The organism is Parahaliea maris, assembly GCF_008064665.1.
Classification (GTDB): Bacteria; Pseudomonadota; Gammaproteobacteria; order Pseudomonadales; family Halieaceae; genus Parahaliea; species Parahaliea maris.
Genome location: NZ_VRZA01000001.1, coordinates 522,244 through 548,618, shown reverse-complemented (window position 1 = coordinate 548,618; position 26,375 = coordinate 522,244). Strand labels below are relative to the sequence as shown.

Annotated in this window: 26 protein-coding genes and 1 pseudogene; 12 read left to right on the top strand and 15 right to left on the bottom strand. The window is 63.7% G+C overall.

Annotated features, from left to right (window positions below):
• Positions 1-34: 34 nt before the first annotated feature.
• Positions 35-3,928 carry a YhdP family protein gene (locus FV139_RS02410; RefSeq protein ID WP_148066637.1) on the top strand — a complete coding sequence of 1,298 codons (3,894 nt, stop codon included), beginning with the start codon at positions 35-37 and terminating at the stop codon, positions 3,926-3,928.
• Here the strand turns inward: FV139_RS02410 and yjgA are convergent.
• The 13 genes and pseudogenes from yjgA to FV139_RS02345 all read right to left on the bottom strand — a co-directional run bounded on the left by yjgA (position 3,925) and on the right by FV139_RS02345 (position 13,836).
• On the bottom strand, positions 3,925-4,446 hold the full coding sequence (gene yjgA / locus FV139_RS02405) for a ribosome biogenesis factor YjgA (RefSeq protein WP_148066636.1): 522 nt from the start codon (positions 4,444-4,446) through the stop codon (positions 3,925-3,927). The two genes, FV139_RS02410 and yjgA, sit on opposite strands and share 4 nt — an antisense overlap.
• On the bottom strand, positions 4,439-5,794 hold the full coding sequence (gene mgtE, locus FV139_RS02400; protein WP_148066635.1) for a magnesium transporter: 1,356 nt from the start codon (positions 5,792-5,794) through the stop codon (positions 4,439-4,441). Before mgtE ends, yjgA begins: the two co-directional genes overlap by 8 nt.
• 388 nt (positions 5,795-6,182) lie before the next feature.
• The gene (locus FV139_RS02395; RefSeq protein ID WP_148066634.1) at positions 6,183-6,452 is read right to left on the bottom strand and encodes an HPr family phosphocarrier protein; all 270 of its coding nucleotides are present in this window, start codon (positions 6,450-6,452) and stop codon (positions 6,183-6,185) included.
• Positions 6,449-7,318: an RNase adapter RapZ gene (gene rapZ, locus FV139_RS02390; protein WP_148066633.1), complete on the bottom strand. Its 870-nt coding sequence runs from the start codon at positions 7,316-7,318 to the stop codon at positions 6,449-6,451. Before rapZ ends, FV139_RS02395 begins: the two co-directional genes overlap by 4 nt.
• A 12-nt stretch (positions 7,319-7,330) precedes the next feature.
• Positions 7,331-7,789 (bottom strand): PTS IIA-like nitrogen regulatory protein PtsN, encoded by a 459-nt coding sequence (gene ptsN, locus FV139_RS02385; protein ID WP_148066632.1) that lies wholly within the window; start codon positions 7,787-7,789, stop codon positions 7,331-7,333.
• A gap of 9 nt (positions 7,790-7,798) precedes the next feature.
• Positions 7,799-8,086: a ribosome hibernation-promoting factor, HPF/YfiA family gene (gene hpf, locus FV139_RS02380; protein ID WP_148066631.1), complete on the bottom strand. Its 288-nt coding sequence runs from the start codon at positions 8,084-8,086 to the stop codon at positions 7,799-7,801.
• Between the two features lie 79 nt (positions 8,087-8,165).
• Entirely contained in the window at positions 8,166-9,665 is a 1,500-nt protein-coding gene (locus FV139_RS02375; protein WP_148066630.1) for an RNA polymerase factor sigma-54, read from the bottom strand.
• Between the two features lie 145 nt (positions 9,666-9,810).
• Positions 9,811-10,536: an LPS export ABC transporter ATP-binding protein gene (gene lptB / locus FV139_RS02370; RefSeq protein WP_148066629.1), complete on the bottom strand. Its 726-nt coding sequence runs from the start codon at positions 10,534-10,536 to the stop codon at positions 9,811-9,813.
• Positions 10,514-11,140, bottom strand: coding sequence for a lipopolysaccharide transport periplasmic protein LptA (lptA, locus tag FV139_RS02365; protein WP_187276363.1), 627 nt, complete (start codon positions 11,138-11,140; stop codon positions 10,514-10,516). The genes lptB and lptA overlap by 23 nt, the downstream gene beginning before the upstream one ends.
• Positions 11,121-11,681, bottom strand: coding sequence for an LPS export ABC transporter periplasmic protein LptC (gene lptC, locus FV139_RS02360; RefSeq protein ID WP_148066627.1), 561 nt, complete (start codon positions 11,679-11,681; stop codon positions 11,121-11,123). Before lptC ends, lptA begins: the two co-directional genes overlap by 20 nt.
• Positions 11,682-11,728: 47 nt before the next feature.
• Positions 11,729-11,875 (bottom strand): annotated as a pseudogene (locus tag FV139_RS02355) (phenylphosphate carboxylase subunit delta); the annotation flags it as partial.
• Complete coding sequence (locus FV139_RS02350) at positions 11,875-12,852, bottom strand: KpsF/GutQ family sugar-phosphate isomerase (protein ID WP_235898493.1); 978 nt, start codon at positions 12,850-12,852, stop codon at positions 11,875-11,877. The gene FV139_RS02350 and the pseudogene FV139_RS02355, both read right to left, overlap by 1 nt.
• Before the next feature lie 9 nt (positions 12,853-12,861).
• Positions 12,862-13,836, bottom strand: coding sequence for a calcium/sodium antiporter (locus tag FV139_RS02345; protein WP_148066625.1), 975 nt, complete (start codon positions 13,834-13,836; stop codon positions 12,862-12,864).
• Between the two features lie 186 nt (positions 13,837-14,022).
• Here FV139_RS02345 and FV139_RS02340 point away from each other — a divergent pair, with 186 nt between their 5' ends.
• The 5 genes from FV139_RS02340 to hisD all read left to right on the top strand — a co-directional run bounded on the left by FV139_RS02340 (position 14,023) and on the right by hisD (position 18,323).
• Complete coding sequence (locus FV139_RS02340; protein WP_148066624.1) at positions 14,023-14,688, top strand: MlaC/ttg2D family ABC transporter substrate-binding protein; 666 nt, start codon at positions 14,023-14,025, stop codon at positions 14,686-14,688.
• 131 nt (positions 14,689-14,819) lie between these two features.
• Positions 14,820-15,059 (top strand): BolA family protein, encoded by a 240-nt coding sequence (locus FV139_RS02335; protein ID WP_148066623.1) that lies wholly within the window; start codon positions 14,820-14,822, stop codon positions 15,057-15,059.
• Positions 15,060-15,090: 31 nt separating this feature from the next.
• Positions 15,091-16,353, top strand: a complete 1,263-nt coding sequence (gene murA / locus FV139_RS02330) for a UDP-N-acetylglucosamine 1-carboxyvinyltransferase (RefSeq protein ID WP_148066622.1) — start codon at positions 15,091-15,093, stop codon at positions 16,351-16,353.
• 19 nt (positions 16,354-16,372) lie between these two features.
• Positions 16,373-17,014 (top strand): ATP phosphoribosyltransferase, encoded by a 642-nt coding sequence (gene hisG, locus FV139_RS02325; RefSeq protein WP_148066621.1) that lies wholly within the window; start codon positions 16,373-16,375, stop codon positions 17,012-17,014.
• A 1-nt stretch (position 17,015) separates the two neighbouring features.
• Complete coding sequence (hisD, locus tag FV139_RS02320) at positions 17,016-18,323, top strand: histidinol dehydrogenase (protein WP_213003995.1); 1,308 nt, start codon at positions 17,016-17,018, stop codon at positions 18,321-18,323.
• Positions 18,324-18,436: 113 nt separating this feature from the next.
• Here the strand turns inward: hisD and FV139_RS02315 are convergent, their stop codons facing one another.
• Complete coding sequence (locus tag FV139_RS02315) at positions 18,437-19,552, bottom strand: S1C family serine protease (RefSeq protein WP_148066619.1); 1,116 nt, start codon at positions 19,550-19,552, stop codon at positions 18,437-18,439.
• A gap of 128 nt (positions 19,553-19,680) precedes the next feature.
• Here FV139_RS02315 and FV139_RS02310 point away from each other — a divergent pair, with 128 nt between their 5' ends.
• A complete protein-coding gene (locus tag FV139_RS02310; protein WP_148066618.1) occupies positions 19,681-20,442 on the top strand; it encodes a Nif3-like dinuclear metal center hexameric protein in 762 nt (253 codons plus the stop codon).
• Positions 20,443-20,467: 25 nt separating this feature from the next.
• Here the strand turns inward: FV139_RS02310 and FV139_RS02305 are convergent, their stop codons facing one another.
• Complete coding sequence (locus FV139_RS02305) at positions 20,468-21,004, bottom strand: YhcB family protein (RefSeq protein WP_187276362.1); 537 nt, start codon at positions 21,002-21,004, stop codon at positions 20,468-20,470.
• A gap of 187 nt (positions 21,005-21,191) precedes the next feature.
• On the opposite strand from FV139_RS02305, the gene zapE reads away from it, so the two are divergent.
• The 5 genes from zapE (at position 21,192) to FV139_RS02280 (ending at position 26,346) form a co-directional block, all read left to right on the top strand.
• Complete coding sequence (gene zapE, locus FV139_RS02300) at positions 21,192-22,301, top strand: cell division protein ZapE (RefSeq protein ID WP_148066616.1); 1,110 nt, start codon at positions 21,192-21,194, stop codon at positions 22,299-22,301.
• 291 nt (positions 22,302-22,592) lie between these two features.
• Complete coding sequence (rplM, locus tag FV139_RS02295) at positions 22,593-23,021, top strand: 50S ribosomal protein L13 (RefSeq protein WP_148066615.1); 429 nt, start codon at positions 22,593-22,595, stop codon at positions 23,019-23,021.
• A 12-nt stretch (positions 23,022-23,033) separates the two neighbouring features.
• On the top strand, positions 23,034-23,426 hold the full coding sequence (rpsI, locus tag FV139_RS02290) for a 30S ribosomal protein S9 (protein ID WP_148066614.1): 393 nt from the start codon (positions 23,034-23,036) through the stop codon (positions 23,424-23,426).
• A 284-nt stretch (positions 23,427-23,710) separates the two neighbouring features.
• A complete protein-coding gene (gene petA / locus FV139_RS02285; RefSeq protein WP_148066613.1) occupies positions 23,711-24,307 on the top strand; it encodes a ubiquinol-cytochrome c reductase iron-sulfur subunit in 597 nt (198 codons plus the stop codon).
• Positions 24,307-26,346 (top strand): ubiquinol-cytochrome c reductase, encoded by a 2,040-nt coding sequence (locus FV139_RS02280; RefSeq protein WP_148066612.1) that lies wholly within the window; start codon positions 24,307-24,309, stop codon positions 26,344-26,346. The genes petA and FV139_RS02280 overlap by 1 nt, the downstream gene beginning before the upstream one ends.
• Positions 26,347-26,375: the final 29 nt, after the last annotated feature.

The following is a 26,375-nucleotide window of genomic DNA, read 5'->3' as shown; positions in this document are numbered from 1 at the left end:
AGAGCCCCTATGCTTCCGACTCGCTGAGGAAAGTGTGGAACACGCCCTGATGCACAAACTGGCCCGGGCCCTGTGGCGGGGGATGGTGATCGCCATCACCCTGCTGGCGGTCTATGTCAGTTTCGGGCGCCTGTTGGTGGACCGGGTCAGTTCCCAGCAGGGCTGGATACTGACCGAAATCAACCGTCAGGTGCCCTTCGCTGTCGCGGCCGATGGCGTCAGCGGCGTGTGGCGCTCCTTCAGCCCGGAACTGGTACTCAGCGGCCTGCGCCTGCAGTTCCCGGGTTGGTCCGGCGAGGAACTTCGCCTGGCGGAGGGCCGGGTACGGATCGACCCCCTGCGCAGCCTGCTGGAGGGGGGGCTGCAGGTCAGCCGGATCCAGCTGGCAGGCCTCGACTTACCTTTACAGGTGGATGAGCAGGGGCGAATTACCCTAGTGGGGTTTGAGCGCGGCGACAGCACCGTTGGCGACTGGCTGCGTGACCTCGCCCTCAGTATCGAGCAACTGGAACTTCACCGTAACACGCTCAGTGTCCTTCTGCCCGACGGCACCCGGCGCGACCTGGTACTGGATTTCAGTTTGCTCCGGGATGGCAGCCAGCGCGAGATGAGCGGGAATCTCAGCGTCGTCGACACCGGCACCCAGGTGCAGCTGGCCGCTACCGGCCTCGGAGATCCTTTCGACCTGGATACCTTCGAAGGCCGCGCCTATATGGGGGCCAGCGACGTGGACCTGTCGGCGCTGCACCCGTGGTTGCCGACGGCCTCCGGACCGCTCACCCTGGCGGGAGTCGTGGATTTGCAGCTCTGGCTGGACTGGCGGGAGGGGCGGCCGCAGCTGCGCTCGAGGGTCCGCGGCAGCGCGCTGGAATTGGGTGACCAGCAGGGTAGTTGGCAGTTGCCACTGCAGCAGCTGGCTTTCGATGCCGCACTGGGTAAGCAGGACAACAACTGGCAGGTGTTTGTGCATAACCTGCTGCTGAGCAGCGGGGAGTCCCGTCTGATCGTCCCCAGGTTGCAGATGGACATGTGGGGCGACTCACTGCGCCTGCGGGGGGAGGGCTTACCGCTGGAGCCCGTGTCCCGCTTGTACGCGTCGCTGGACTCCACGCCCGATGCCATGGCGGAAGCGTTGCGCGCGCTGAACCCGCTGGGCCTGTTGCGCACCTTTGAGGTCAGCCTGGATGACCGACACAGCCCCTTGCGCGGCTGGCAACTGGCCGCCCGATTCAATGAAATCAGGGCCGATTCCTGGCGCGGGACACCCGGGGTGGAAGCGGCAACGGGCTATGTGCACCTGATGCCCGGGAGCGGCCAGGTGATTCTGGATGCCACCGATTTCAGTCTGAATTTTCCCACCATTTATGACCACCCGCTCGATTTCGAAGATATACACGGGACGGTCGACCTCACCTGGAATGACCAGGCCCTGACGTTGCACAGCGGGCAGGTGGTGGCGCAGGCCGCCGAGGGCGAGACCAACACCCTGTTTGGCCTGAGCATACCCTTTGCCCAGACACCGGCGGGTATCGAGATGGACCTCCTGGTGGGACTGCGCGACTCCAAAGCCGCCCATCGCGACAAATACCTGCCCGTCGTCCTCAACGGAGGGCTGCTCCGCTGGCTGCGGGAAGGGCTGGGCGAAGGCGATGTCCGCCAGGGGGCCTTCCTGTGGCGGGGCAGCCTGGATGCGGAAGCCAACCAGCTGCGCACCGTGCAATTGTTTTTCGATGTGGCGCAGACCGCGCTGCGGTTCCAGCCCGACTGGCCTCCACTGTCCGGGCTGTCCGGGCTGGTGCTGATTGACGATACCAACATCAGTGTCTGGGGTGACAGTGCCCAGCTCTACCGCTCACAGCTGTCCAACCTGTCAGCCGAGGCCTGGCACGTGGACGGTGCTGGTATGCAGCTGGCGGTGCACGGAACGCTGGCGGGCCCCGCCGAGGATGGCCTGCAACTGGTGCGCGAGTCGCCGCTGGCGGACCTGACCGGTCACGTCTTCGACGAGTGGAGCGTGAGTGGGGATCTGGCCCTCGACCTGGCCTTGCAGCTGCAGCTGACCGACCCGGCGCCCGCGCCCCGGGTGGCTGTGTCCAGCTCGCTGCGCGACGCCCGCGTCGAGATGAAGCCGCTGGGTCTGTCCCTTAGTGCGGTGAGCGGCAAGGTCGACTACCACAGCGATCACGGTTTTACCTCCCGGGGGCTGGTCGGCAAGCTCTGGGGCCAGAGAATCGATGCCCGCCTGCAGCCGTTGGCGGCCCCGACAACTCCCGAGCGCGGCTTGTCCATTGCCCTGGCGGGCCAGGTGCCGGCCACTCCGCTGCAGCAGTGGTTGGGGCTGGCCACATCCCTGCCCGCCGAAGGCACTGCAGAGGTCACGGGAGAGCTACAACTGGTTCCCGGGGCATCGCCGACCCTGGCGTTTGCCTCTGACCTGGAGGGGGTGGCATTGGCACTGCCGCCGCCGCTGAACAAGGTCGCGCCAGCGAAACTGCCCCTGCAGGTTGCGCTGACCATGGAAGAGGAGCGGCAGACGCTGGACATCGATTTGGAGCGGCGCCTGAATGCGTCGCTGCTGCTGGGGCCGGACGCCGGGCTGATCGGAGGTGACATCGCCTTGCAGGAAACCGCGCACCGGGCCGAGCCGGGGGTAGTGCGCTTGCGGGGGCATTTGCCTTCCTTCGAGCCCGCCCAGTGGCAGGTCTGGCTCGACCCTGCAGCAGGCGAGGCAGCGGAAGTAACGGAAGTCGCAGTGCTGCCGCCGGTGGAAGTGGATGCGCTATTGCTGGACAGCCTGTCCCTCGGCGGCGTCGAGCTGCGTGACGTGGTACTGAACGGCCGGGTGGTGCCGGGCGGCGAGCTCAAGATGGCGGCGGAAACTGACTGGCTGCAGGGGGAGCTTGACCTCGAGGCGGATGGGCAGCGAGGCTCGCTGGTCATCGGGCACCTCAACCTGTCTGCCCTTGGACGTCTGGGAAGTGCACAGGGGGAGCCCGATTTCACCGAGTTGCCGACACTGGCGGTGTCCATCGACCAACTGCGTACGGATAGCCTGGAGCTGGGTTACCTGGCCTTCGACCTGCAGCATGGCGACGAGGGACTGCGAGCGACGTCGGTGACCGGTGAACTGGCCGGGCTGGCGCTGACAGAGGAGCAACCCGGACAGCTGCTGTGGCGCCAGGGCGCCGAAATGTCTGAGTCGCAGCTCGACGCGACACTGCATTTTGCCGACCTTGGCGGTGTGCTGGAGCGCCTGGATTACGAGCGTATTGTCGACACCGAGCGCGGCAGCTTCCATATCGCGCTGGACTGGCCAGGCGGGCCGCAGGATTTTGCCCTCGCCACGACCCGCGGCCGCGTCGATATCAGTGTGTTGGAGGGGCGCTTCCTGGAAGCGTCGGCAGGGACCTCGGGCACGCTGCGAGTGCTCAGCATCTTCAATCTCGCAGAAATCGTGCGACGGCTCAGCCTCAGTCACATGTTCGAGTCCGGCATCCCCTTTGACTCGGTCGAAGGAGAGATGTTCTTCCATTCCGGCAGCGTGGAAGTACCCAAACTGGAGGTCAAGGGTGCCTCCAGCAGTTTCAATTTCACGGTGGTCAGTCCACTGCGGGAGCAAACGCTCGACGGAGAACTGGTGGCTACGTTGCCGGTGGCGAGCAACCTGCCCTGGGTTGCAGCGCTGACGGCGGGCCTGCCGGTCGCGGCGGGGGTCTACGTGGTAAGCAAGGTGTTCGAACAGCAGATGAACCGCATGTCCAGCGCGGTCTATAAAGTGGCGGGCAGCTGGGACGACCCCGAGGTCAAATTCAGCCGGATCTTCGATACCAGCAGCAAGTCGCGGTCAGTACCCGAACCCAACACCCCGCCAGAATCCGGGCCTGAACCGGTCCCGGCGGCAGCAACAGTACCCGAGCAGCCGAACTAGTCGCTACTCTGCTCCTGCAATTCCCGCAGGTAGCGGAACAGCTTGCGGCTGGCAGCCGGGGGTTTACTGCGTGCCACTTCGCGCTGGTGCTGTAACACCAGCTGTCGCAGGTGCTGACGGTCGGCCCGGGGCCAGCGTGTCACCACCTGTTCGATGCCCTTGAGTCCCTGGGCCAGTATGTCGTCGCGCAGTTCCTCCAGCTGGTGGAAGCGGTCGGCGCTTTCGCGTTGCTCGCGGTACAGGGTATCGAGGGCGGCCTCGATGGGCGCCGGGTCGAGGTTGCGCATCAGCTTGCCGATAAACTGCATGTGCCGGCGCCGGGCGCTGTTCGAGGTGATAGACTTCACCTCGGCAACCGCCTGGGCCAACTGCGGATCCTCCAGCGGAATCCTGGCCAGCTGTTTGTCGCTCAGGCGGGTCAGGGTTTCTCCCAGCTCCTGCAGGGCCGTCATGCGGCGTTTCATCTCGCTCTTGCTGGGAGCCTCTTCGCCGTAATCTTCGTAGTCGTCTTCAGCCATAAAACAGGGTCGCAAGCCCGAGAAAGGAAACAAAACCCACCACATCGGTAACGGTAGTGAGCACCACACCGCCGGCCAGCGCGGGGTCGATGTTGACGCGCTTGAGCAGCAGTGGCAGGGCCGCGCCGGTAAAGGCGGCGGTCACCAGGTTGATCATCATGGCCGCGGCGATGATCATGCCGATGTTCCAGTCCTCGAACCACACCGAGGAGGCCACGGCGACCACCGTCGCCCACAACATGCCGTTAAGTATACCAACCCCGAGCTCACGGTTGATCAGCCAGGCACCGTTACTGCGGCTCACCTGCCCCATGGCCATCCCGCGCACCAGCACAGTCAGGGTCTGGGTGCCGGCAATGCCGCCCATGGATGCCACGATGGGCATCAGGACCGCCAGTGCCACGACTTTCTCGATGGTGCCCTGGAACAGGTTGATCACCGAGGCGGCAACAAAGGCAGTGATCAGATTGAGGCCGAGCCAGATGGCGCGGCGCTGGGCCGTGCGGAACACCGGGGCGAAGGTGTCCAGGTCCTCCTCCAGGCCGGCCATGGAGGTCAGGGAGTGGTCCGCGTCTTCGCGGATCACGTCGACCACGTCATCGATGGTAATTCGGCCGAGCAGCTGGCCGTCATCGTCGACCACCGGCGCCGACACCCAGTCGTGACGCTCGAACAGGCGCGCGACCTCGTCGTCGGGCATGTAGGCGGGGATGGGCTCGACATCCGTATCCATCATCTCGCGCACCGTGCGCGAAGGGTCCGACACCAGCAGAGTGCGCAGCGGCAGCAGGCCGACAAAGCGGTCGTTGCGGTTGACCACGATCAGGCTGTCGGTCATGGCCGGCAGCTCCTCGTGGCGCCTGAGATAGCGCAGCACCACATCCAGCGTCAATCGCGCCCGGATAGTGATGGTGTCCGTGTTCATCAGGCCGCCGGCGGTATCGTCCGGGTAGTGCAGTACCCGTTCCAGTCGCGCCCGGTCCTGGTGGTCCATGGCGTCCAGGACTTCCCGGGTGACCTGTTCTGGCAGCTGCTGGAGAATGTCGGCGACGTCGTCGTCGTCGAGGTGTTCCGTGATCTGGGCGACCTCGGCGGCATCCATGTCGCTGAGGAAGTGCGTGCGCAGCTCGTCCGACAGCTCATTGATGATGTCGCCCTCATTGTCGAGGTCGACCATCTTCCACAGAATGTGGCGGAAGCGCGGCGTGGAAGATTCCAGCAGGTGGGCCACGTCCCCGGGGGGCAGGCCATTGAGCATGCGTTTGACGTCGACGAAGGTGCCCGATTCCAGCGCCGCCGACAGGCGGTCAAGTTGTTGCTGGGTTTTGGGCGTGCTCGTCGCTGCCATGCCGTCCTTCCGCTACCGGGGCCGCGGCGGAATTGCCGGGCCTGCTAATTATCCGGAAAAGGCTTGGGCACAACAACTTGGAAGGGCCTGAAACAGGCCTGCCAGTTTCAAAGTTACGAGATTCGGGCGCTCCTCGAAAGAGCGTGCGGGGCGTGCAGTCCCCTCCCCGGACCGTCAGCGGCCAGGACGGCCGCTGCCGAGCCCCCATGGATGGGTTCACGGCGTGTCCGGGGAGGGGGCTGCACGTCCTGCGCGCGGGTTCAGAGCTCTATGTCCTTTACAGCGAATAGCAGTAACTGTGGGCGATATTCACCGCGTTTCCCGGAAGGCCTCCGGGCGCCATAAACGCGGGTTCAATGCGCGCAATCCAAACCGGTGAGCTGGAGAACTATTCCGCCTCGTCGAACCGATTGGCAATCAGCGTACTGAGGGCTTCCAGGGCCCGCTCTTCGTCGTCGCCATTGATCTCGACGTCGAGCACAGTGCCCTTGCCGGCAGCCAGCATCATGACCGACATGATGCTCTTGCCGTCCACCAGTTTGCCATCCCGGCCGGCCTGAATAGTGCTGGAAAAAGCGCTGGCGCAGGCGACGAATTTGGCTGCTGCGCGAGCGTGCAGGCCAAGCTTATTGACGATGGTGAGTTGGGTGCGGATCACGGTGTGGGCTGTCCTTGCAGTTCCCTGTGACGTAAGTGGACCTGCGGAAACTGCTGCCGATAGTGCTGGTACAGTCGATCCGCGAGATATACTGACCGATGTTGTCCTCCCGTACAACCCACCGCGATGGTCATGTAGCTGCGGTTGCTCTGGGCGTAGGCCGGGAGCCAGCGGTCCAGATAATCGGCAATGCTCTGGTAGAGCGCATGGGTGGCTTCCTGTTCCTCCAGGAACGCTCGCACCGGTGCGTCCAGCCCGCTCAGCAGGCGCAGATCCTTGACCCAGTGGGGGTTGGGCAGCACGCGCACATCGAACATCAGGTCAGCGTCGGTCGGTACGCCCCGCTTGAAGCCAAACGACTGAAACAAAATCGACATACTGGCGTTGCTGTCGCCCAGCAGCCTGTCGCGAATGGCGTCTCGCAGCTGGTAAATGGTGAGCTGGCTGGTATCCAGTACCAGCGACGCGTCGGTGGCGATGGGTTCGAGCAACTCGCGTTCGCGGGAGATCGCTTCCGCCAGGGGCAGGTTGTGATCACTCAGGGGGTGGCGGCGCCGGGTTTCACTGAAACGCTTGATCAGGGCCGCGTCCTGGGCGTCCAGAAACAGGATCTGGGTGTTCACTCCCGCGGGCAGGGACTCCAGAATCGCGTTGAAATCCTGCAGGTCCTTCCAGGCATTGCGGGCATCGATACACACAGCAGCGCCGCGAAAGTGGGCGAACTCGTCGCGGAAAGCCTGCTGCACCAATCCGGGCAGCAGGCCCAGGGGCAGGTTGTCGATGCAGTAGTAGCCCTCGTCTTCCAGCTGGTGCAGGGCGGTACTTTTGCCCGAGCCGGAGCGTCCGCTGATGATGACCAGTTCCATCCTGAGCTGGTCCTAGAGTTTCCAGCCGGTTGCGACGTCGTACAGCGCCTGGTTGTCGCCCGCTTCGCGCAGGGCCTCGCAGAACGCTTCCTGGCTGAACAGGCCCGCCACGTGGGCGAGGATGTCGAGGTGTTCCTGGTGGGCCTCATCGGGCACCAGCAGGACAAACAGCAAATCTACCGGCTGGTTGTCGGGGGCATCGAAGTCTACCGCCTCCTCGAGGCTGAGCAGGCTGCCCAGGGGCTGGGTGCAGTTGGCGATGCGGCAGTGGGGAATTGCAATGCCCCGGCCCAGGCCGGTACTGCCGAGTTTTTCCCGGGCGATCAGCTGGGTGAAGACCTCCGCGTAGGGCAGGGAATCCTGGTCCTCACTGATAATTTTGGCGATGGTTTCAAAGAGTCTTTTTTTGCTGCCCCCGGGAGCGCGGCAGATCGTGCGCCCGGGGGTCAGTATATGTGTCAGGCTTTGCATGATGTGCGGTTAGTGGCCTCGCGCCTTTTCCTTGTGTTTGATGAGCTGGCGGTCGAGCTTGTCGGCCAGGGCGTCGATCGCGGCATACATGTCTTCGGATTCGGCGGCGGCGAAGATATCAGCACCGGAGATGTGCACATTGGCTTCCGCTTTCTGGATCATCTTTTCGACGATGAGGGTGACTTCGGTGTTGGTTATCTGATCGAAATGTCGCTGCAGGCGCTCAAACTTGTTTTCCACGTATTCCCGCAGTGGGTCGGTGACTTCTACATGGTGACCGCTGACATTCAGTTGCATAACTGACTCCTTCTACAGTGTGAATCGGCCCCGGGGGACCGACGCGGTGGCGGCCATGTGACAGCCGCCTGATTTCATTCTAGACCAATCTCTTGCGCTCATTGGAGGGCGGAATAAGCAGGGTGTCGCGGTATTTGGCGACGGTTCGCCGGGCGACCTGGATGCCCTGTTCCTCGAGCAACTGGGTGATCTTGTTGTCGCTCAGCGGCTTGCGCGGGTTCTCCGCCGCCACCAGCTTCTTGATCAGGGCGCGAATGGCGGTGGATGAGCACTCGCCACCTCCGGCCGTGCCCACATGGCTGGAGAAGAAATACTTGAGCTCGAAGATGCCCCGGGGAGTGTGCATGTACTTGCGGGTGGTCACCCGGGAGATGGTCGACTCGTGCATGTCCACCGCCTCGGCAATGTCGTGCAGCACCAGGGGCTTCATCGCTTCCTCACCGTACTCGAGGAAATTGCGCTGGTGTTCGACAATTTTGCTGGCGACCTTCATCAGGGTTTCGTTGCGACTCTGCAGGCTTTTCAGGAACCAGCGGGCCTCCTGCAGATTGTCCTTGAGGAAGGTGTTGTCGGCACTGTTGTCGGCGCGCTTGATGAGGCTGGCGTAGTCGCTGTTGATACGCAGGCGGGGGGCGATATCGGGATTGAGTTCGACTCCCCAGCGGTTGTGGTGCTTGCGCACGAACACGTCGGGTACAACGTATTCGGTATCATCGCTCTCCACTGACAGGCCGGGGTTGGGATCGAGGCTGCGGACCAGGCTGAGGGTGTTGCGCAGGTCCTCCTCGCTCATCCGCGTGCGGCGCAGGATCTGCTGGTGGTCTCCGGCACCGAGCTGGTTCATGTGGCGGGCCAGAATGGTGCGCGCCTGCTCCAGGTAGGGGGTGTCCGGGGGCAATTGGGCGAGCTGGATCTGCAGGCATTCCTGCAGGTCGCGAGCGCACACGCCGGCGGGTTCAAACTGCTGCAGGCAGTGCAGTACGGCGATGACCTCGTCGAGTTCGATATCCAGTTCCGGAACCAGTGAGTCGAGGATGTCCTCCGGGGTGCTGGTCAGGCGACCGTTGTGGTCCGTGGCATCGATGATGGCCATGGCAATCACCCGGTCCACGTCCGAGAGGCGGGTCAGGTTGAGCTGCCAGCGCAGGCGGTCCTGCAGGGATTCACCGCTGCCGTTGCGGGACTCGAAGTCGTAGTCACCGCTGTCGTCTGAGTTGCCCGCGGGGGCGGAGGCAGAGGGCAGCAGGTCTTCCCACTGGGTGTCGACAGGCAGGTCTTCCGGCATGGACGTCGGCCATTCGGTGTCATCGCTGCCTTTGTCTGATGCGGTGCGCTCCAGGCTCTCCAGCGGGCCATCCCCGGTTTCGGGAGCGGGGTCCGTGTGGCGTTCGCTGTTGTCGGGGGGCTCGGCGGGGCTGTCGTCCTCCTCCGTCATTTCCAGTAGCGGATTGGAATCCAGGGCCTGCTGGATCTCCTGTTGCAAATCCAGGGTGCTGAGCTGCAGCAGGCGGATAGCCTGCTGCAGTTGGGGCGTCATGGTCAGTTGCTGGCCAAGTTTTAACTGGAGCGACTGTTTCATCTGACTGTTCTGGACTTCGGCGATACCACGGTAGGCGTACTGCTAGCGACTGCGGAAATTGCAGTGTAGCGCCGCTGGCGGAATCAAGGCAACTGCTGGCGCGAATATTGCTTATGCCACCAGTTTGCCTGCGGCGGGTGGCTCGCTAGAGACGGAACTGATCGCCCAGGTAGACCCGGCGGACGGCCTCGTTGGCAAGGATGGCCTCGGTGCCCCCCTCGGCAATGATATGCCCCTCCCCGACAATGAAAGCGTTCTCGCAGATGTCGAGAGTGTCCCGGACATTGTGGTCGGTGATCAGGACGCCGATGCCCCGGTCGCGCAACTGGCGAATGATCTGCTTGATGTCTGCGACTGAAATCGGGTCCACCCCGGCAAAGGGTTCGTCGAGGAGGATGAAGTCGGGCTCGGTGGCCAGGGCCCGGGCGATCTCCACCCGCCGGCGCTCTCCGCCCGACAGGGACTGGCCGAGGCTGTCGCGCAAGTGGGTGACGTGAAATTCCTCGAGCAGGGCGTCGCAGCGCTCCAGCCGCTGGCTGCGGTTGAGATCGGGGCGGGTCTCCAGGATCGACAGGATATTGTTGCCCACCGTGAGCTTGCGGAAGATCGAGGCCTCCTGGGGCAGGTAGCCGATACCGCGGCGGGCGCGTTCGTGCATCGGCAGGGCCGTGATGTCCTCTCCGTTCAGTACGATACTGCCGTTGTCGGCCCGGATAATGCCGACAATCATGTAGAAACAGGTGGTCTTGCCGGCCCCGTTGGGGCCGAGCAGGCCGACTATCTGCCCACTCTCGAGCTGCAGGGAGACGTCGTGAACCACCTGCCGCCCGCGATAGGCCTTGGCCAGGTTACTGGCCTTCAGTTGTGCCACTGGCCGCTTCCTCCGGTTCCGGCGATTCTCCCGTTGGGGTATTGGGGTCGCTGGCCGCCTGGTTATTGGGCAGGGCGTTGGCCGGGATGACGACTTCCACCCGGCCGCTGCTGCTGGCGGCGGAATCCGCCCGCAGCAACTGCTGGCCGATAAAGTATTCGATGGAGTCACCGGTCACCCGGGAGCCCTCCTGTTCGACGCTGGCGTTGCGCTGGAGCAGGACGCGTTCTTCGGCCTTGAAGTACTCGATCACTTCGGCGCGGGCGTGCATCAACCCTTTTTCCGCCTCGGGCTGTTCCTGCATGTGGGCGGGTTGGCCCTCGGCCTTGATGTGGTCGGCTTCTTTCTGCTGGTGGAATACGGTGACCTTGGCCGCGTCGATCCGCAGGGTGCCCTGCTGCATGGTCACGTTGCCCTGGTAAACGGTAAAGCCCTGCTTTTCGTCCCGCAGGGCCTTGTCGGCCGAAATGCGAATCGGCTCGTTGCGGTCCTCGGGCAGTGCCCGGGCGCTTTCCGTGACGAGCAGCAGAGCGCCCAGCAGCAGGGTGGCCAGAGGCGTTGCGCGCTGCGCTCCGGAAGCCCTGTCAGGGCTGCGGTTGAACATAGGTACTCTCCACATTGGGGCTCATGACAATGCGTTCGCTGTTGAGGTTTGCTGTCATGCCATCGGCGCGCAGGATACTCCCATTCTGGGTAATTGTGACAGGCACCTGTGATCTCGCTGTGTTTTTACGGGTGTTCAGCGTCATGGCCTGGGTCGATAGCGTGCCGCCAGTCTGGTCGTTGGTCAGCAGCACCTTGCGCCGCAATTGCAGTATTCCCGGGCTGTGGCGCAGGGTGCCGAGCTCCGCCGTCGCCGTCCAGGAGCGGTCGTTGCCGTCGTGGGAATAGAAGCGCGGCTGCTGCAGTTCCGAGGTATCCCGGCGGGCATAATAGTCGGCTCGGTCTGCTTCCAGGACTTCCTTGAGAACACCGTCGGCGTCGTACTGCCAGGCGCGCACCTGCTCCAGATAGGTCTGCGGCAGCGCCATCCGGCGCTTCACGGTTTCCGGGTCGGCGTCGGGGTTGCCGCCCGGTTGCCAGTAAAAACTGGCGAGCAGGACCAGACCGATGGTCAGGAAAATGGACAGGGCTGCGCGTTGCATCAGCGGAAGTCGGACTCCAGTTGTTCTTTCAGTCCGCGCGCTTGCAGCAGCAGCTTGATGCCAAGGCCATCCTTGATGTTGAAGGGCTTGAGCTCCTCGCCATCGTTGCCGTAGTAAATGCAGCCGTCGGTAAGCACGCCGTCGACATCCAGGGCCAGCAGGCGAACCCGGGAGGCGGTCTGGTCGGTGCTCATCAGGCAATCCCCGCTTGCAGCAGGGACATGAGGTGCACTACCCCGACCACGGCGGAGCCATCGAGTACCACCAGCGAGGTAATACGGTTTTCTTCCATGATGCGCAGGGCTTCCGCGGCGAGCATGCCGGGGGTGACAGTTTTCGGGCCGCGGCTCATCAGTTCGCTGATCGCGGTGGCGTTGATGTCAATCCTGGCGTCGATGGCCCGGCGCAGGTCGCCGTCGGTAAAGATACCGTCCAGGTGGCCTGCCTCGTCAACGACCGTGGTCATGCCCAGTCCCTTGGCGCTGATTTCCAGCAGGGCCTCGGCCAGGGGTGTCTGGGGCGCTACCCGGGGCACCTGGTTGTCCCCGCGCATGACGTCTTCCACTTTCAGCAGGAGCTTCTTGCCCAGGGTGCCGCCGGGGTGGGAAAAGGCGAAATCCTCGGCGGTGAAGCCCCGCGCCTCCAGCAGGGCGATAGCCAGGGCGTCGCCCATGACCAGGGCCGTGGTGGTGCTGGAAGTGGGCGCCAGGTCGAGGGGGCAGGCCTCGGTTTCCACCCCGGTGTTGAGGTGGGCGTCGGAGGCCTGGGCCAGGGGCGAGGTGGGATCACCGGTCATGCTGATCACCGGCGTGCCGAGGCGCTTGAGCAGTGGCAGCAGGGTGACGACTTCCGGCACCTTGCCGCTGTTCGACAGGGCGATGACGGAGTCCTCGGAGGTGATCATGCCCATGTCCCCGTGGCTGGCTTCGCCGGGGTGGACGAAGTGGGCCGGGGTGCCGGTGCTGGCCAGGGTGGCGGCAATTTTGCGGGCGATGTGGCCGGACTTGCCCATACCGGTGACGATGACGCGCCCCCGGGTGGCCAGCAGGATTTCACAGGCGTGGTCGAAGCTGGCGTCGATACGTTGGGCAAGGGCGGCGACAGCATCGGCTTCCATCTGCACCGTGCGCAACGCCGAACGGCGGTGGGCACCGGAATCGTGGTCGCTCATTATGGGGTCTCAGCGGGTCTGGTAAAGCCAGTAATAATACCCTGCGTAGAGGGCCACGAACAACGCGCCGACCCAGCGTCCGAGGAAGGCCCGGCCGTCGTGGGCTTCGGGGTGACGCCGGCCCCGGTACAGCGCAACTGCCATCACCAGGGTGAGCAGGGTCATGCTGCTGTAGTCCCGGGGGAGCACAAAGGTGTCCAGCTCCTCGGGAATAATGATCCCGGGAATGGCCATGACCGCCAGCAGGTTGAACAGGTTGGAGCCGATGACATTGCCCACGGCAATCTCGGTGTGGCCGCGCAGGGAGCTGGCGATGGTGGCGGCCAGCTCGGGCAGGCTGGTGCCGATGGCGACGATGGTCAGGCCGATGACCAGTTTGGACACGCCAACGAACAGCGCCACCTCGGTGGCGCCCCACACCAGCATACGGGAACTGGCAATCAACAGGGCCAGGCCCAGGGCAAAGGTCAGCCAGGCCTTGCCCATGGCGAAGTGGGGAAAGGCTTCCTCCTCAGCCGCTTCGATCAGGCTGGCTTCGGGGTCCTCCCGCTGCACCATCAGGTAGAGAATAAAGGCCAGTGAGGCCAGCATCAGGCTGCCATCGAGGCGCGACAGCTCGCCGTCGAGGATCAGCAGGCCGACGCCGGCGGTGACCACCAGCAGGGCGGGCACTTCCCGGCGAATACAATCGGCGTAGACCTGCATCGGGATAATCAGCAGGGTCGTGCCCAGCACCAGGCCGATATTGGCGATATTGGAGCCGATCGCATTGCCGATGGCCAGTTCGCCGGCGTCGGACAGCGCGGCGGTAAAGGACACCAGTATCTCCGGCGCCGAGGTGCCAATGGACACGATGGTCAGGCCGATGATCAGCGGCGACATGCCGAGGTTTTCGGCGATGGAGGCGGCGCCGGCCACAAAGAGGTCAGCGCTCCAGATCAGTATGATAAAGCCGAGCAAGATCGCAATGACGGCCAGCAGCATCGGGTTGGGCTTCCTGTTAAAGTATGCGCCGCGCGCTGAACCCGGACGCCATTCCGGCTGTCATACCCACTGTCATAGTCACGATGGAATCGGTAGCTATCGGGCTTGCCGGATGGATTCACGGCGCGCGGGCACGAATGCCTGAAGGCCACTACCCTACAGAGAATAATCGCAGGAGCAAAGGACGTGAAGCGACTTGAGCAAAAATTGGTACACTGGATCGCCCTGTTGGGCCTGGTGTTGAGCGCTGCCGCAGGCGCCCAGAGCCAGCCCAGTGCCCACCAGGTGGTGAGCGATACCACCGAGGCCGTCATGAAGGTGGTCGCCGAGGCGCGCGAGGCCGGTGGTGATACCAGTGATGAATACTACCAGCAGATTGAGATGCTGCTGGATCCGGTGGTGGACTTTCGCGGCTTCGCCCGGGGTGTCATGGGGCCCTACGCCACCAGCGAGCGCTACCGCTCCCTCGACGAGGTCGGCCGCGAGAAGCTGGCAGGCCAACTGGACGGCTTCAGCGACCGGATTCGCGACACCATGGTGCGCGCCTACGGCAAGGGCCTGCTGGCCTTTGGTGGTTCCCGTATCGAGGTGACCCAGCCCGCGAGCCAGGACCCGAAGGCGCGTCGCTCAACCGTGCAGCAGCTCATCTACAAGGAGGGTTCCCCCCCCTATGTCGTGCTCTACCAGATGGGGCGCGAGCGTGACGGCAGCTGGAAGCTGCGCAACATGATTATCGAGAACGTCAATCTCGGGGAAATTTACCGCAGCCAGTTCCAGAGCGCCGCCCGCAAGTACGACGGCGACCTGGACCAGGTGATCGACAATTGGTCGGTGGTTGATATCGAGAGCTGACCAGGGCCATGTGCAATTCGTGAGAACAGGCCCCGGGGCGCTGGCTGTTTTGCCTCAGCCTGATAAAATGCCCGCCTTTTCCGCGCGCCCCGGCCCCCGTGCCCGGCGCGCATTGCTGTTTGGAGGCAAATATGGACGCGGCGACGGTAACTGCCCTGCTGGAGGCCCATCTCGAGGGTTGTCAGGTACAGGTTGAAGGCTCGGGCAACCACTACGACATACTGGTGGTTGGCGAGGTGTTTGACGGCATGCGCCCGGTCCAGCGCCAACAGCTGGTGTACGCCGGCCTCAGCGACCAGATTGCGGATGGCAGCATTCACGCCGTCAACATCAAGACCTTTACTCCCGAGCAATGGCAATCTCTCGCCTAGGCCCGGTCATACCCTTTCGGGAGAACCCTTCGTGGACAAACTAGTTATCAGGGGCGGCCGCGCCCTGCACGGGGAGCTGCGTATCTCCGGCGCCAAGAATGCGGCCCTGCCCATTCTGGCGGCCACCCTGCTCAGCAGTGAGCCGGTGATCATCCGCAACCTGCCGCACCTGCACGACATCACTACCATGATCGAGCTGCTCGGTTGCATGGGGGTGGAGCTGACGGTGGATGAAAAGCTCAGTATCGAGGTAAACGCCAACACCATTCGTGAATTTTCCGCACCCTACGAGCTGGTCAAGACCATGCGGGCCTCCATCCTGGTGCTGGGCCCGATGGTGGCCCGCTTTGGCCGCGCCCACGTGTCCTTCCCCGGTGGCTGCGCCATCGGCAGCCGGCCGGTGGATATCCACCTCAAGGGGCTGGAGGCCATGGGGGCGAAAATCACCGTCGAAGGCGGCTATATCAACGCCGAGGTCGAGGGCCGTCTCAAGGGTGCCCGCATCCTGATGGAAACCGTGACCGTGGGCGGTACCGAGAACCTGCTGATGGCCGCGGCCCTCGCCGAGGGACGCACGGTGCTGGAGAACGCGGCCCGGGAGCCGGAAGTGGTGGACCTGGCCCAGTGCCTGATCGCCATGGGGGCGAAGATCACCGGCCACGGCACCGATACCATCGTGATCGACGGTGTGGAGTCCCTCCACGGCTGTACCTACGACGTTATGCCCGACCGGATCGAGACCGGCACCTACCTGGTGGCGGCGGCTGCCACCCGGGGTAGCATTACCCTGCGCGGGACCTGTCCCGAGTACCTGGAGGCCGTCCTGCACAAGCTGGAAGACGCCGGCGCCGACATCGAGCAGGGAGAGGACTGGGTTCGCCTGGATATGCATGGGCAGCGCCCCAAGGCAGTGAGCATCAAGACCGCTCCCTACCCCGGCTTCCCCACCGACATGCAGGCCCAGTTCACCGCCATGAATGCGGTGGCGGAGGGCACCAGCACGGTAATCGAGACGGTGTTCGAAAACCGCCTTATCCAGACCCATGAGATGAACCGCATGGGTGCCCATATCGTGATCGAGGGTAATACGGCCATCATTACCGGCCAGGAGCGCCTCGAGGGTGCGCCGGTGATGGCTTCGGACCTGCGGGCCTCCGCCAGTCTGGTCATTGCCGGCCTGGTGGCGGACGGGGAGACCCCGGTGGACCGGATTTACCACATCGACCGCGGCTACGAGTGTATCGAGGAAAAATTACAGCAGCTGGGCGCGGATATCCGCCGGATGCCCGGCTGAATCACAGGCTATTCCCATCATGAGCAGACCTCTCACCCTGGCGTTGACCAAGGGCCGCATCCTCAAGGAAACCCTGCCACTGCTGGCGCGGGCGGGCATCGAGCCGCTGGAGGATGTGTCCGCCAGCCGCAAGCTGGTGTTCGAGACCAGCTGGCCCGGCCTGCAACTGGTGATCATCCGCGGTACTGACGTGCCTACCTATGTGCGTCACGGCGCCGCCGACCTCGGCGTGGTGGGCAAGGACATCCTGCTCGAGCAGGGCGCCGAGGGCCTGTATGAACCCCTCGACCTGAACATTGCCCGCTGCCGCCTGATGACCGCCGGCCCGGTGGGCTGGCAGAGCGGCGGAGCCCGGGTGCGGGTGGCCACCAAGTTCGTCAATATCGCCCGCCGGCACTTTGCCCGCCAGGGGGTGCACGCGGAAGTGATCAAGCTCTACGGTGCGATGGAACTGGCGCCGATGATGGACCTGGCGGACCTCATCGTGGATATCGTCGACACCGGTAATACCCTGCGCGCCAACGGCATGGAGCCCATGGAGGAGATTGCCGCCATCAGCTCCCGGCTGGTAGTGAACAAGGCCGCCATGCGCGCCCAGCACGGCCCGATCCAGAAGGTGGTAAACGCTATCGCTGCCGCCGTCGCTGATGAGGCCGCCTGAGATGCGCCGCCTCGACAGCCGCCAGCCTGACTTCGACAGCGCCGTCGAGGCCCTGACCGCCTGGGAGGAGTCTCTCGACGCCGACGTCAACGCCACCGTAACCGGCGTCATCGCCGATATCCGGGCCCGCGGCGACGCCGCGCTGGTCGAGTACACCGAACGTTTTGATCGCCGCACACTGGCCGGCGCCGCTGAACTGGAGGTGCCCGCCGGGCGCCTGCAGCAGGCCCTGGACAGCATCGGGGTGGCCCAGCGCGAGGCCCTGGAGACTGCCGCCCTGCGGGTGCGGAGTTACCACGAACACCAGCGCCAGGACAGCTGGGATTACCGCGACAGCCAGGGTAACCGCCTGGGGCAGCAGATCACCCCGCTAGAGCGCGCCGGCATCTATGTGCCCGGCGGCAAGGCCAGCTATCCCTCGTCAGTGCTGATGAACGCGATTCCGGCCAAGGTGGCCGGAGTCGGTGAGATCATCATGGTGGTCCCCGCGCCCGATGGCGAGCTCAACGACCTGGTGTTGGCGGCGGCAGCGATCGCCGGTGTCGACCGGGTGTTCACCATCGGCGGGGCCCAGGCAGTGGCCGCCCTGGCCTATGGCACCGAAAGAGTCCCGCCTGTCGACAAGATCGTCGGCCCCGGCAATATCTACGTTGCCACTGCCAAGCGGCAGGTGTTTGGCCGCGTGGGTATCGACATGATCGCCGGTCCCTCGGAGATCCTGGTGATCTGCGACGGCTCCACCGATCCCGACTGGGTCGCGATGGACCTGTTCTCCCAGGCGGAGCACGACGAGAACGCCCAGTCGATCCTGCTGTGCCCCGATGCCGCCTACCTGGACCGGGTGCAGGAGAGCATCGACCGCCTGCTGCCGACGATGGAGCGGGCGGAGATTATCCGCGCCTCGCTGACCGGCCGCGGCGCGATGATCCTCACCCGCGACCTGGCAGAGGCTGTCGCCATCAACAACCGCCTGGCGCCGGAGCACCTGGAGCTGTCGGTAGCGGATCCGGATGCACTGCTGCCAACCGTGCGCAATGCGGGGGCCATTTTCATGGGGGCGTACACCACGGAGTCACTCGGTGATTACTGCGCGGGTCCCAACCACGTACTGCCCACGTCTCGTACCGCCCGTTTTTCCTCGCCGTTGGGGGTCTATGATTTCCAGAAGCGCAGTTCGGTGATTCACTGTTCGCCGGAAGGGGTGCAGGAGCTGGGCAAGGTGGCTTCGGTGCTTGCGCGGGGTGAGCAGCTCACTGCGCATGCGCGGAGTGCGGAGATGCGATTGGACGAGTCTGGTTCTTCTTCCTGATCGTGGCCAGTGGCGGCTGAGTACGCTTGGTAGCTGTCGGCGGCCGTGAGGCCGCTCAGTGGATAGATTCGCAGAACTAGATCAGCGCCGCTGCCAACCAGCCGCGCTGTACCTCAAATCGTCGGCGACTGCCGCAAGGTCCCTACCACCGCGTGCAGGTCCAGCGACTGGGTCTCCCGCTGTACCGTCACATCGATATCGTCCCCCGGCCGCAGCATCGCGATCTGGTGCATGGTCTGGCGCCCGTCCTGGATCGGTTCCCCGTCCAGGTGGGTGATCAGGTCACCCAGTTTCACCCCAGCTCGCTGGGCCGGGCTGTCCTCGGTAATGGCCGAAACCAGCAGGGCCTGGCCTGAGGGGGTGCCGTTGTCGAGGCGGCGCACCGGTTCCACGCTCACCCCCAGCCAGCCGCGGATCACCTCGCCGTAGTCGATCAGGTCCTGCATCACGAATACTGCCAGGTTCACCGGAATCGCCAGGCTGATGCCGATACCCGTGGGGGAGGCGGCGCGGCCCTGGTCGCCGGCGGTGTAGATCAGCGTGTTGATGCCCAGCAGGCGGCCCTCGGTGTCCACCAGGGCGCCACCGGAGTTGCCCAGGTGAATGATGGCGTCGGTCTGGATGTAGTCCTCGTAGGTGTTGCGCTGCAAGCCGTAGCGACCCAGCGCGGAGACGATGCCCTGGGTGACCGAGTTACCAAACCCCAGGGGATTGCCGATGGCGAGTACCACATCGCCCACCCGGGTGTCCTCGGAGTTGCCGAGCTCCACCGGTTGCAGGTTGGGCAGGTCGATTTTCAGGACCGCGAGATCGGTGGCAGGGTCGGTGCCGATCACCCTGGCCTTGGCGAGGCGGCCGTCGTGCAGCAGCACCTGGATGGCATCGACCTGGCTGATCACGTGGTTATTGGTGAGGATATGGCCTTCCGCGGTCATGATGACACCGGAACCCAGTGACTGCTCGATGCGCTGGCGCTGCTCCTGGGGCGGGTTGAAACGATTGGAGAACAGGTCCTCGATACGCGGGCGGCGCTGCTCCGGCACCAGCCGGGCGGTGTAGATGTTGACCACGGCGGGGCTGGCATTGCGCACGGCGGCGGCATAGCTCACCGAGGCCGACGACACCGGACGCGCCTGTCGCTCGGGCAGGACAAAGCGGTCGAGGATCAGCAGGGCCGCAAGCAGGCCGGCGAGGGCGGGCCAGGTGATGAATTTGATGGTGTCTTTCATGGTTCCGCGCAGGTAGTCAGCCGTCGCATTGTATATGATGCGCCCTTGCAGTGTCCCCCGCGGTTGCCGGGGGCCTGCGTATCATTTGGTAAAGAAGCGTGAACAGATGCGCAATCAGAGGTGATGTCATGGCCGTATCCCTGCGAGAACTGCAACAGGAACTCGACCGGCTGCTGCAGCCCGGGCAATTCCGTGATTACTGCCCCAATGGCCTGCAGGTGGAGGGGCGGGGGCAGGTGCAGCGGCTGGCGACCGGCGTAACCGCCAGTCAGGCCCTGGTGGATGCTGCCATCGAATGGGAGGCGGACGCGATCCTGGTGCATCACGGCTATTTCTGGAAGGGTGAGGAGCCGGTGCTGGTGGGCATGAAGCGTCGCCGGCTGGCGGCCCTGCTGGGCAGCGATACCAGCCTGCTGGCCTACCACCTGCCCCTGGACGCCCACCCGGAGCTGGGTAACAACGCCTGCCTCGGGCGCCTGCTAGGGATTGAAGAGAGCGAACCGCTGCAGCCGGGTAACAGCGACAGCGTGGGCAATCTGGCCACTCTGGATGACCCGGCCACCGTGGGTGACTTCCTGGCCCGGCTGCGGGAGGTTACCGGTCGCGAGCCACTGCACATCGGAGATCCGGAGCGAGAGGTGCTGCGTGTCGCCTGGTGCACCGGGGCGGCCCAGGGCTATATCGACGCGGCGCTGGCGGCGCGGGCGGACCTTTACATTACGGGTGAGGTGTCAGAGCAGACGGTCCACACGGCCCGGGAGGAGGGGATCGACTTTATCGCCGCCGGGCATCACGCCACAGAACGCTACGGCGTGCAGGCGGTGGGGGAGAGTATGGCCGAGCGCTTTGACCTCGAGCACCGCTTTATCGATATCGATAACCCGGTGTAGAGCCCGTTGGCGACGGGGAGAGCGCTCAGGCTTTCTCCGCCTTCGCCTTGCTCTCTCCGGCATCTTTCGCCTTGCTCTCCACGGTACCCCCTACAGCACCCTCTACAGCACTCTCGGCCTTCTCGCGCTTCACCCGCTCCAGGCCGAACTCCTCGTTCAGCATGCCTTTTTCCTCGGGCGAGGATTTGGGGGCGTAGTCGAGGGGGGGCTGGATGTTGGCCAGGTGGGAGGGGATCTCCGCATCGTCACCGGCGCTCTGCAGGCGCTCCAGCGAAATCGGACCCTGGCCCTGGCACAGGGTGGCGGCGCCAGTGGCCAGGTGGTTGTGCACGTCGCGATAGCTGTCGGTCAGGCCGTTGAGCAGTTTGGCCGTTTTGGCAAAATGCTCCACCACCTCGTCCTCGTAGGCGCGTTTGTCCTGGATAACCTGGTCCAGCTTGCGCTCCACCTCACGGTACTTCTTGCCCTCGGCGGAGCTGCGGCGGCCTGCCAGCAGCCCGAGCCCGAGCCCGATCAGCAGGCAAACTACGGCTGAAGCGATGACGATGGTTAAGCTATACACGCGGCAAATCCTCACAGGGCAGGCACAACAGGCTGGCCAGTATACCCGAATCAAGGCCCGACTAAAGTGCGATGAGCAGGGTGGATTGCCTTGTTGGCGGTGGCTGGTTAAAGTTGGCCGCTTTGCCATACCACAGACTGCATTCGTACATACGCGCGCATGAGTCTTTCCGTATCGAGTCACTAATTTGAGCCAGCCCTCCGCCAGCCCCCTGCAGCGCTACCAGGCCGACCTGAAGCGCGAGGGATTCTCCCACGACCCCGCTCAGGAAAGCGCGGTCCTCAAATTGCAGGACCTCTACATGCGGCTGCTTTCGCGGCGTCGCGAGAACGCCGGTGTGGGCGCCCTGTGGAAGCGGCTGAAGCGCGAGCGGCCGGAGCCGGTGGTCGGACTGTACTTCTGGGGCGGGGTAGGGCGCGGCAAGACTTACCTGGTGGATACTTTTCACGACTGCCTGCCCTTCGACGACAAGATGCGGGTGCACTTTCACCGCTTCATGCAGCGGGTGCATGCCGACCTGAAGGATCTCGACGGAGAGAAGAATCCCCTAGAGCTGGTGGCGGACCGCCTGGCCGGTGAAGCGAGTGTCATCTGTTTCGACGAATTTTTTGTCACCGATATCGCCGATGCGATGATTCTCGGGGGGCTCATGCAGGCCCTGTTCGCCCGTGGTGTATCCCTGGTGGCCACCTCCAATATCGTCCCTTCGCGGCTGTACGAGAACGGCCTCCAGCGGCAGCGCTTCCTCCCGGCCATTGCCCTGATCGAGCGTTACACGGAAGTGGTCAATGTCGACTCGGGGGTGGATTACCGGCTGCGCACCCTGCAGCAGGCCGAGTTGTATCACCACCCGCTGGACGAGGCCGCCGATGTGAGCCTGCGCCAGAGCTTCGATCAGCTCGCCCCGGAGCCGGGCAAGCACTGGGAGCGCATCCGGGTCAACGGCCGGTTTATCACCTGCCGCTGCCTGGCGGACGATGTCGCCTGGTTCGATTTTGCCGAGCTTTGCGACGGTCCCCGGTCCCAGAACGACTACATCGAGCTGGCCCGGGATTTCCAGGCGGTCCTGATCTCCGGGGTGCCGGCGCTGGGGGCGGCCAACGACGACGCCGCCCGGCGCTTCGTCAACCTGGTCGATGAGTTCTACGACCGTAACGTCAAGCTGGTGCTGGCGGCGGACCGGCCACTGCTGGGCCTGTACGAGGGCGGGCGGCTGGAGTTCGAATTCCAGCGCACGGTGTCGCGGTTGCAGGAAATGCAGTCAACCGAGTACCTGGGGCGGGAGCATCGGCCCTGAGGGTGCAAAATACCTGTCGCGATCTGCGACAGCAGGGGGTTTTGGGTGTACTATTCCGCGCCGAGCGTGACAGTGGTGGGGCTTTATTGCGGCGCCACAGCGGGCTGGTGGTAAGCGCCGCAGCGGGCTGATGGTGAGCGCCGCAGCGGGGTTATGGTGAGCGCCGCGGCGGGGTTATCGTAAGTCCCGGAAATGGCCCGAATTTTCTTTTGATTTGGCGCTTGAAATGCCCCTGCGCATTCAGTAGTATTCGCGCTCTCGAAATTGGAGCCCTCCAAGAGGCAGTCATTGATGAAAACTTTTAGCGCCAAAGCTGAAGACGTGACCCGCGATTGGTTCGTGGTCGACGCGTCTGACAAGACTCTGGGACGCCTGGCAAGCGAAATCGCGCACCGTCTGCGCGGCAAGCACAAGCCCGAATACACCCCTCACGTGGACACTGGCGATTACATCGTCGTGATCAACGCCGAGAAAGTACGTGTAACCGGCGCCAAGTCCAAAGACAAAATGTACCACCACCACACCGGTTACCCGGGTGGCCTGAAATCGATCTCTTTCGAAAAGCTGATCGACAAGGCCCCTGAGCGGGTACTCCAGGGTGCGGTCAAGGGCATGCTGCCGCGGAACCCGCTGGGTCGCGCCATGTTCAAGAAGCTGAAGGTGTACGCGGGTGCCGAGCATCCCCACGCCGCGCAGCAGCCGCAAGAACTGAACATCTAACGGAAGCCACCTATGTCAGCTACCCAATACTACGGAACCGGCCGTCGCAAGACTTCCACCGCTCGTGTGTTCCTGCAGAGCGGCGCCGGTAACATCACTGTCAACAAGCGTCCCCTGGACCAGTACTTCGGCCGTGAAGTGGCTCGCATGATCGTGCGTCAGCCGCTGGAACTGGTTGAACTGGTCGAGAAGTTCGACATCAACGTCACCGTTGCCGGTGGCGGCAGCTTCGGCCAGGCCGGTGCCATTCGTCACGGCATCACCCGTGCCCTGATGGAGTACGACGAGTCCCTGCGTGGCACCCTGCGTGGCGCCGGTTACGTGACTCGCGATGCTCGTGAGGTCGAGCGTAAGAAGGTTGGCCTGCGCAAAGCGCGTAAGCGTCCGCAGTTCTCCAAGCGCTGATTGCTTTCTGGCAGGCCTCTGGCCGGCCGGACTCCCATCGGAAACGCCCATCCTGTTGTCAGGTGGGCGTTTTCTGTTGTTTCTGAAATGGTTTCCGAAATAGTTCCCCGGATACCTTGCGTCTGCTTGTCCAAGGCGGCTTGACAAGACGGAAAACGCTGCAAAATCAAAGCGTTCTCCTTGTCACATTGGCCGAAAATCTTTACTATTTGCAGCATTTTCGCAAAGCGGTCCCGGTAGTCTGGCAACCTCTGTCAGCGGACTGAAAATAAGGGGAGAAAAAAATGAGTGGCGATGGCGTGAACACCGGCAGGAGGCGCTTCCTGACGGCGGCCACCAGCGCGGTTGGGGTAGCCGGTGCGGTGGGGATCGCAGTTCCCTTCCTCGGTTCCTGGAATCCCTCGGCCAAGGCGAAAGCCGCTGGCGCACCGGTCAAGGCCGATATCGGCAAGCTGGAGCCGGGCCAGATGGTGGTCGTGGAATGGCGTGGCAAGCCGGTGTACGTGGTGCATCGCACGGCGGCCATGCTCGAGGCACTCCCCGGTCTGGATGGCAACCTGAAAGACCCCGGTTCGGAAATTTCCAAGCAGCCCACCTACATTACCGGTGAAGACCGCTCCATTCGCCCCGAAATTTTTGTCGCCGTCGGCCTGTGCACCCACCTGGGCTGCGCGCCGAAGTATCGCCCCGAAGTGGGCGCGGCGGACCTGGGCGGCGAATCCTGGATGGGCGGCTTCTTCTGCCCCTGCCACGGTTCCAAATTTGACCTCGCCGGACGCGTGTTCTCCGGTGTGCCGGCCTCGGCCAACCTGGAAATCCCCCCGTACTCCTACGAGGGCGAGAGTGTTCTGGTTATTGGCGTGGATTCGGAGGCTGCCTGATGATTAATATGCTGATCGGGGTTCGGGACTGGGTCGACGAGCGTCTGCCCATCATGCGCGCCTGGAACACCCACATGGGCAAGTACTACGCGCCCAAGAACTTCAACTTCTGGTATTTCTTTGGTGTGCTGTCGCTGGTGGTGCTGGTCAACCAGCTGCTGACCGGCATCTGGCTCACCATGAGCTTCAACCCGAGCGCAGAGGGCGCCTTCGCCTCCGTCGAGTACATCATGCGCGATGTCGACTACGGCTGGATCCTGCGCTACATGCACTCCACCGGGGCCTCGGCCTTCTTCGTGGTGGTCTACCTGCACATGTTCCGGGCGCTGCTTTACGGCTCGTACAAGAAACCGCGGGAGCTGATCTGGATCTTCGGCATGCTCATCTTCGTGGTGCTGATGGCCGAGGCCTTCGTGGGCTACGTACTGCCCTGGGGCCAGATGTCCTACTGGGGTGCCCAGGTGATCATCTCCCTGTTCGGTGCGATCCCGGTGGTGGGCGAGGACCTGGTCACCTGGATTCGCGGTGACTTCCTGATTTCCGGCGCCACCCTGAACCGCTTCTTCGCCCTGCACGTGGTGGCGCTGCCCATCGTGCTGCTGGCGCTGGTGGTGCTGCACCTGCTGGCTCTCCACGAAGTGGGTTCCAACAACCCCGACGGTGTCGAGATCAAGAAGAACAAGGGCCCGGACGGCATCCCGCTGGACGGTATTGCCTTCCACCCCTACTACTCGGTGCACGACCTGCAGGCCATCGGTGTGTTCCTGTTCATCTTTTGCGGGGTGATTTTCTTCATGCCCGAGATGGGCGGTTTCTTCCTCGAATACGCCAACTTTGAAGAAGCCAACGGCCTGAAAACCCCCGAGCACATTGCCCCGGTGTGGTACTTCACCCCGTTCTATTCGGTACTGCGCGCGGTGCCGGACAAGTTCTGGGGCTTCATCGCGTTTGCCGCGTCGGTCGCCATTCCCTTTATCCTGCCGTGGCTGGACCGCAGCCCGGTCAAGTCCTGGCGCTACCGCGGCAACCTCAACAAGGTGATGCTGGTGCTGTTCGTGGCCAGCTTCCTGATCCTCGGTGTGCTGGGTGTGAAGGCGCCGACCGAATCCCGGACCCTGCTGGCGCAGATCTGCTCCATCTTCTATTTTGCCTTCTTCCTGTTCATGCCGGTGTGGAGCGCAATGGACAAGACCAAGCCGGTGCCCGAGCGGGTGACCATGGACGGCGGCATGGGCTTCTGGCGCAGCATGGGCGTGCTGGCGATCATCATGGCCCTCACGGTCCTGCCGCTGAAGGCCGTCGGTGCTGAGTCCGCCCATGATTGCGGCACCATCGCCTGCGACGAGTTCACCGCGAACCCGGCCGACAAGGCCTCCCTGCAAAATGGCGCCAAGCTGTACATGAACTACTGCATGGGCTGTCACTCACTGCAGTACTCCCGGTACAACCGGGTGGCCGCGGACCTCGGCATTCCCGAGGACCTGATGGAGGCCAACCTGATTTTCGATCCGTCCGTGAAGATTGGCTCGCTGATGGACAACGCCATGGGCAAGGACGACGCCAAGACCTGGTTTGGTGCCACGCCCCCCGACCTGACCCTGGTGTCCCGTGCGCGCCAGCCGGAGTGGCTGTACACCTACCTGCGGACCTTCTACAAGGATGAGAGCCGCCCCTGGGGTGTGAATAACAAGGTATTCAAGGACGTGGGCATGCCCCACGTACTGCTGGAATTGCAGGGCATGCAGGAATGCGCCATGGGCCCGGTCAAGGCGGCCAATGGCGGGGTAAAGCGTGACCCCCTCACCGGCACCGACATCATGGAGGAGCCCTGTGGCCGCCTCGTGGTGACCGAAGAGGGCCTGATGACGCCGGAAGAGTTTGACGGCGCCATGTATGACCTGACCAATTTTCTGGCCTACACGGCCGAACCGATAGCCGGTGACCGCAAGCGTATTGGCACGTTTGTCCTCCTGTTTATCACCCTGTTCTTTGTCTTTGCCTGGCTGCTCAACCGCGAGTACTGGAAAGACGTTCACTGACAGCCCGCAAGGGCTGCTGTCGCGCGGCT

What these genes read in the sequence shown, in the direction of transcription:
- lptC (WP_148066627.1), bottom strand. Translation starts at nt 11,681, where the DNA reads ATGCAACGCGCAGCCCTGTCCATTTTCCTGACCATCGGTCTGGTCCTG.
- rplM (WP_148066615.1), top strand. Translation starts at nt 22,593, where the DNA reads ATGAAAACTTTTAGCGCCAAAGCTGAAGACGTGACCCGCGATTGGTTC.
- FV139_RS02335 (WP_148066623.1), top strand. Translation starts at nt 14,820, where the DNA reads ATGGACGCGGCGACGGTAACTGCCCTGCTGGAGGCCCATCTCGAGGGT.
- mgtE (WP_148066635.1), bottom strand. Translation starts at nt 5,794, where the DNA reads ATGGCAGCGACGAGCACGCCCAAAACCCAGCAACAACTTGACCGCCTG.
- hisD (WP_213003995.1), top strand. Translation starts at nt 17,016, where the DNA reads ATGCGCCGCCTCGACAGCCGCCAGCCTGACTTCGACAGCGCCGTCGAG.
- FV139_RS02375 (WP_148066630.1), bottom strand. Translation starts at nt 9,665, where the DNA reads ATGAAACAGTCGCTCCAGTTAAAACTTGGCCAGCAACTGACCATGACG.
- FV139_RS02350 (WP_235898493.1), bottom strand. Translation starts at nt 12,852, where the DNA reads ATGAGCGACCACGATTCCGGTGCCCACCGCCGTTCGGCGTTGCGCACG.
- lptA (WP_187276363.1), bottom strand. Translation starts at nt 11,140, where the DNA reads ATGTTCAACCGCAGCCCTGACAGGGCTTCCGGAGCGCAGCGCGCAACG.
- rpsI (WP_148066614.1), top strand. Translation starts at nt 23,034, where the DNA reads ATGTCAGCTACCCAATACTACGGAACCGGCCGTCGCAAGACTTCCACC.
- FV139_RS02345 (WP_148066625.1), bottom strand. Translation starts at nt 13,836, where the DNA reads ATGCTGCTGGCCGTCATTGCGATCTTGCTCGGCTTTATCATACTGATC.
- FV139_RS02280 (WP_148066612.1), top strand. Translation starts at nt 24,307, where the DNA reads ATGATTAATATGCTGATCGGGGTTCGGGACTGGGTCGACGAGCGTCTG.
- yjgA (WP_148066636.1), bottom strand. Translation starts at nt 4,446, where the DNA reads ATGGCTGAAGACGACTACGAAGATTACGGCGAAGAGGCTCCCAGCAAG.
- ptsN (WP_148066632.1), bottom strand. Translation starts at nt 7,789, where the DNA reads ATGCAAAGCCTGACACATATACTGACCCCCGGGCGCACGATCTGCCGC.
- rapZ (WP_148066633.1), bottom strand. Translation starts at nt 7,318, where the DNA reads ATGGAACTGGTCATCATCAGCGGACGCTCCGGCTCGGGCAAAAGTACC.
- FV139_RS02310 (WP_148066618.1), top strand. Translation starts at nt 19,681, where the DNA reads ATGGCCGTATCCCTGCGAGAACTGCAACAGGAACTCGACCGGCTGCTG.
- FV139_RS02315 (WP_148066619.1), bottom strand. Translation starts at nt 19,552, where the DNA reads ATGAAAGACACCATCAAATTCATCACCTGGCCCGCCCTCGCCGGCCTG.
- petA (WP_148066613.1), top strand. Translation starts at nt 23,711, where the DNA reads ATGAGTGGCGATGGCGTGAACACCGGCAGGAGGCGCTTCCTGACGGCG.
- hpf (WP_148066631.1), bottom strand. Translation starts at nt 8,086, where the DNA reads ATGCAACTGAATGTCAGCGGTCACCATGTAGAAGTCACCGACCCACTG.
- hisG (WP_148066621.1), top strand. Translation starts at nt 16,373, where the DNA reads ATGAGCAGACCTCTCACCCTGGCGTTGACCAAGGGCCGCATCCTCAAG.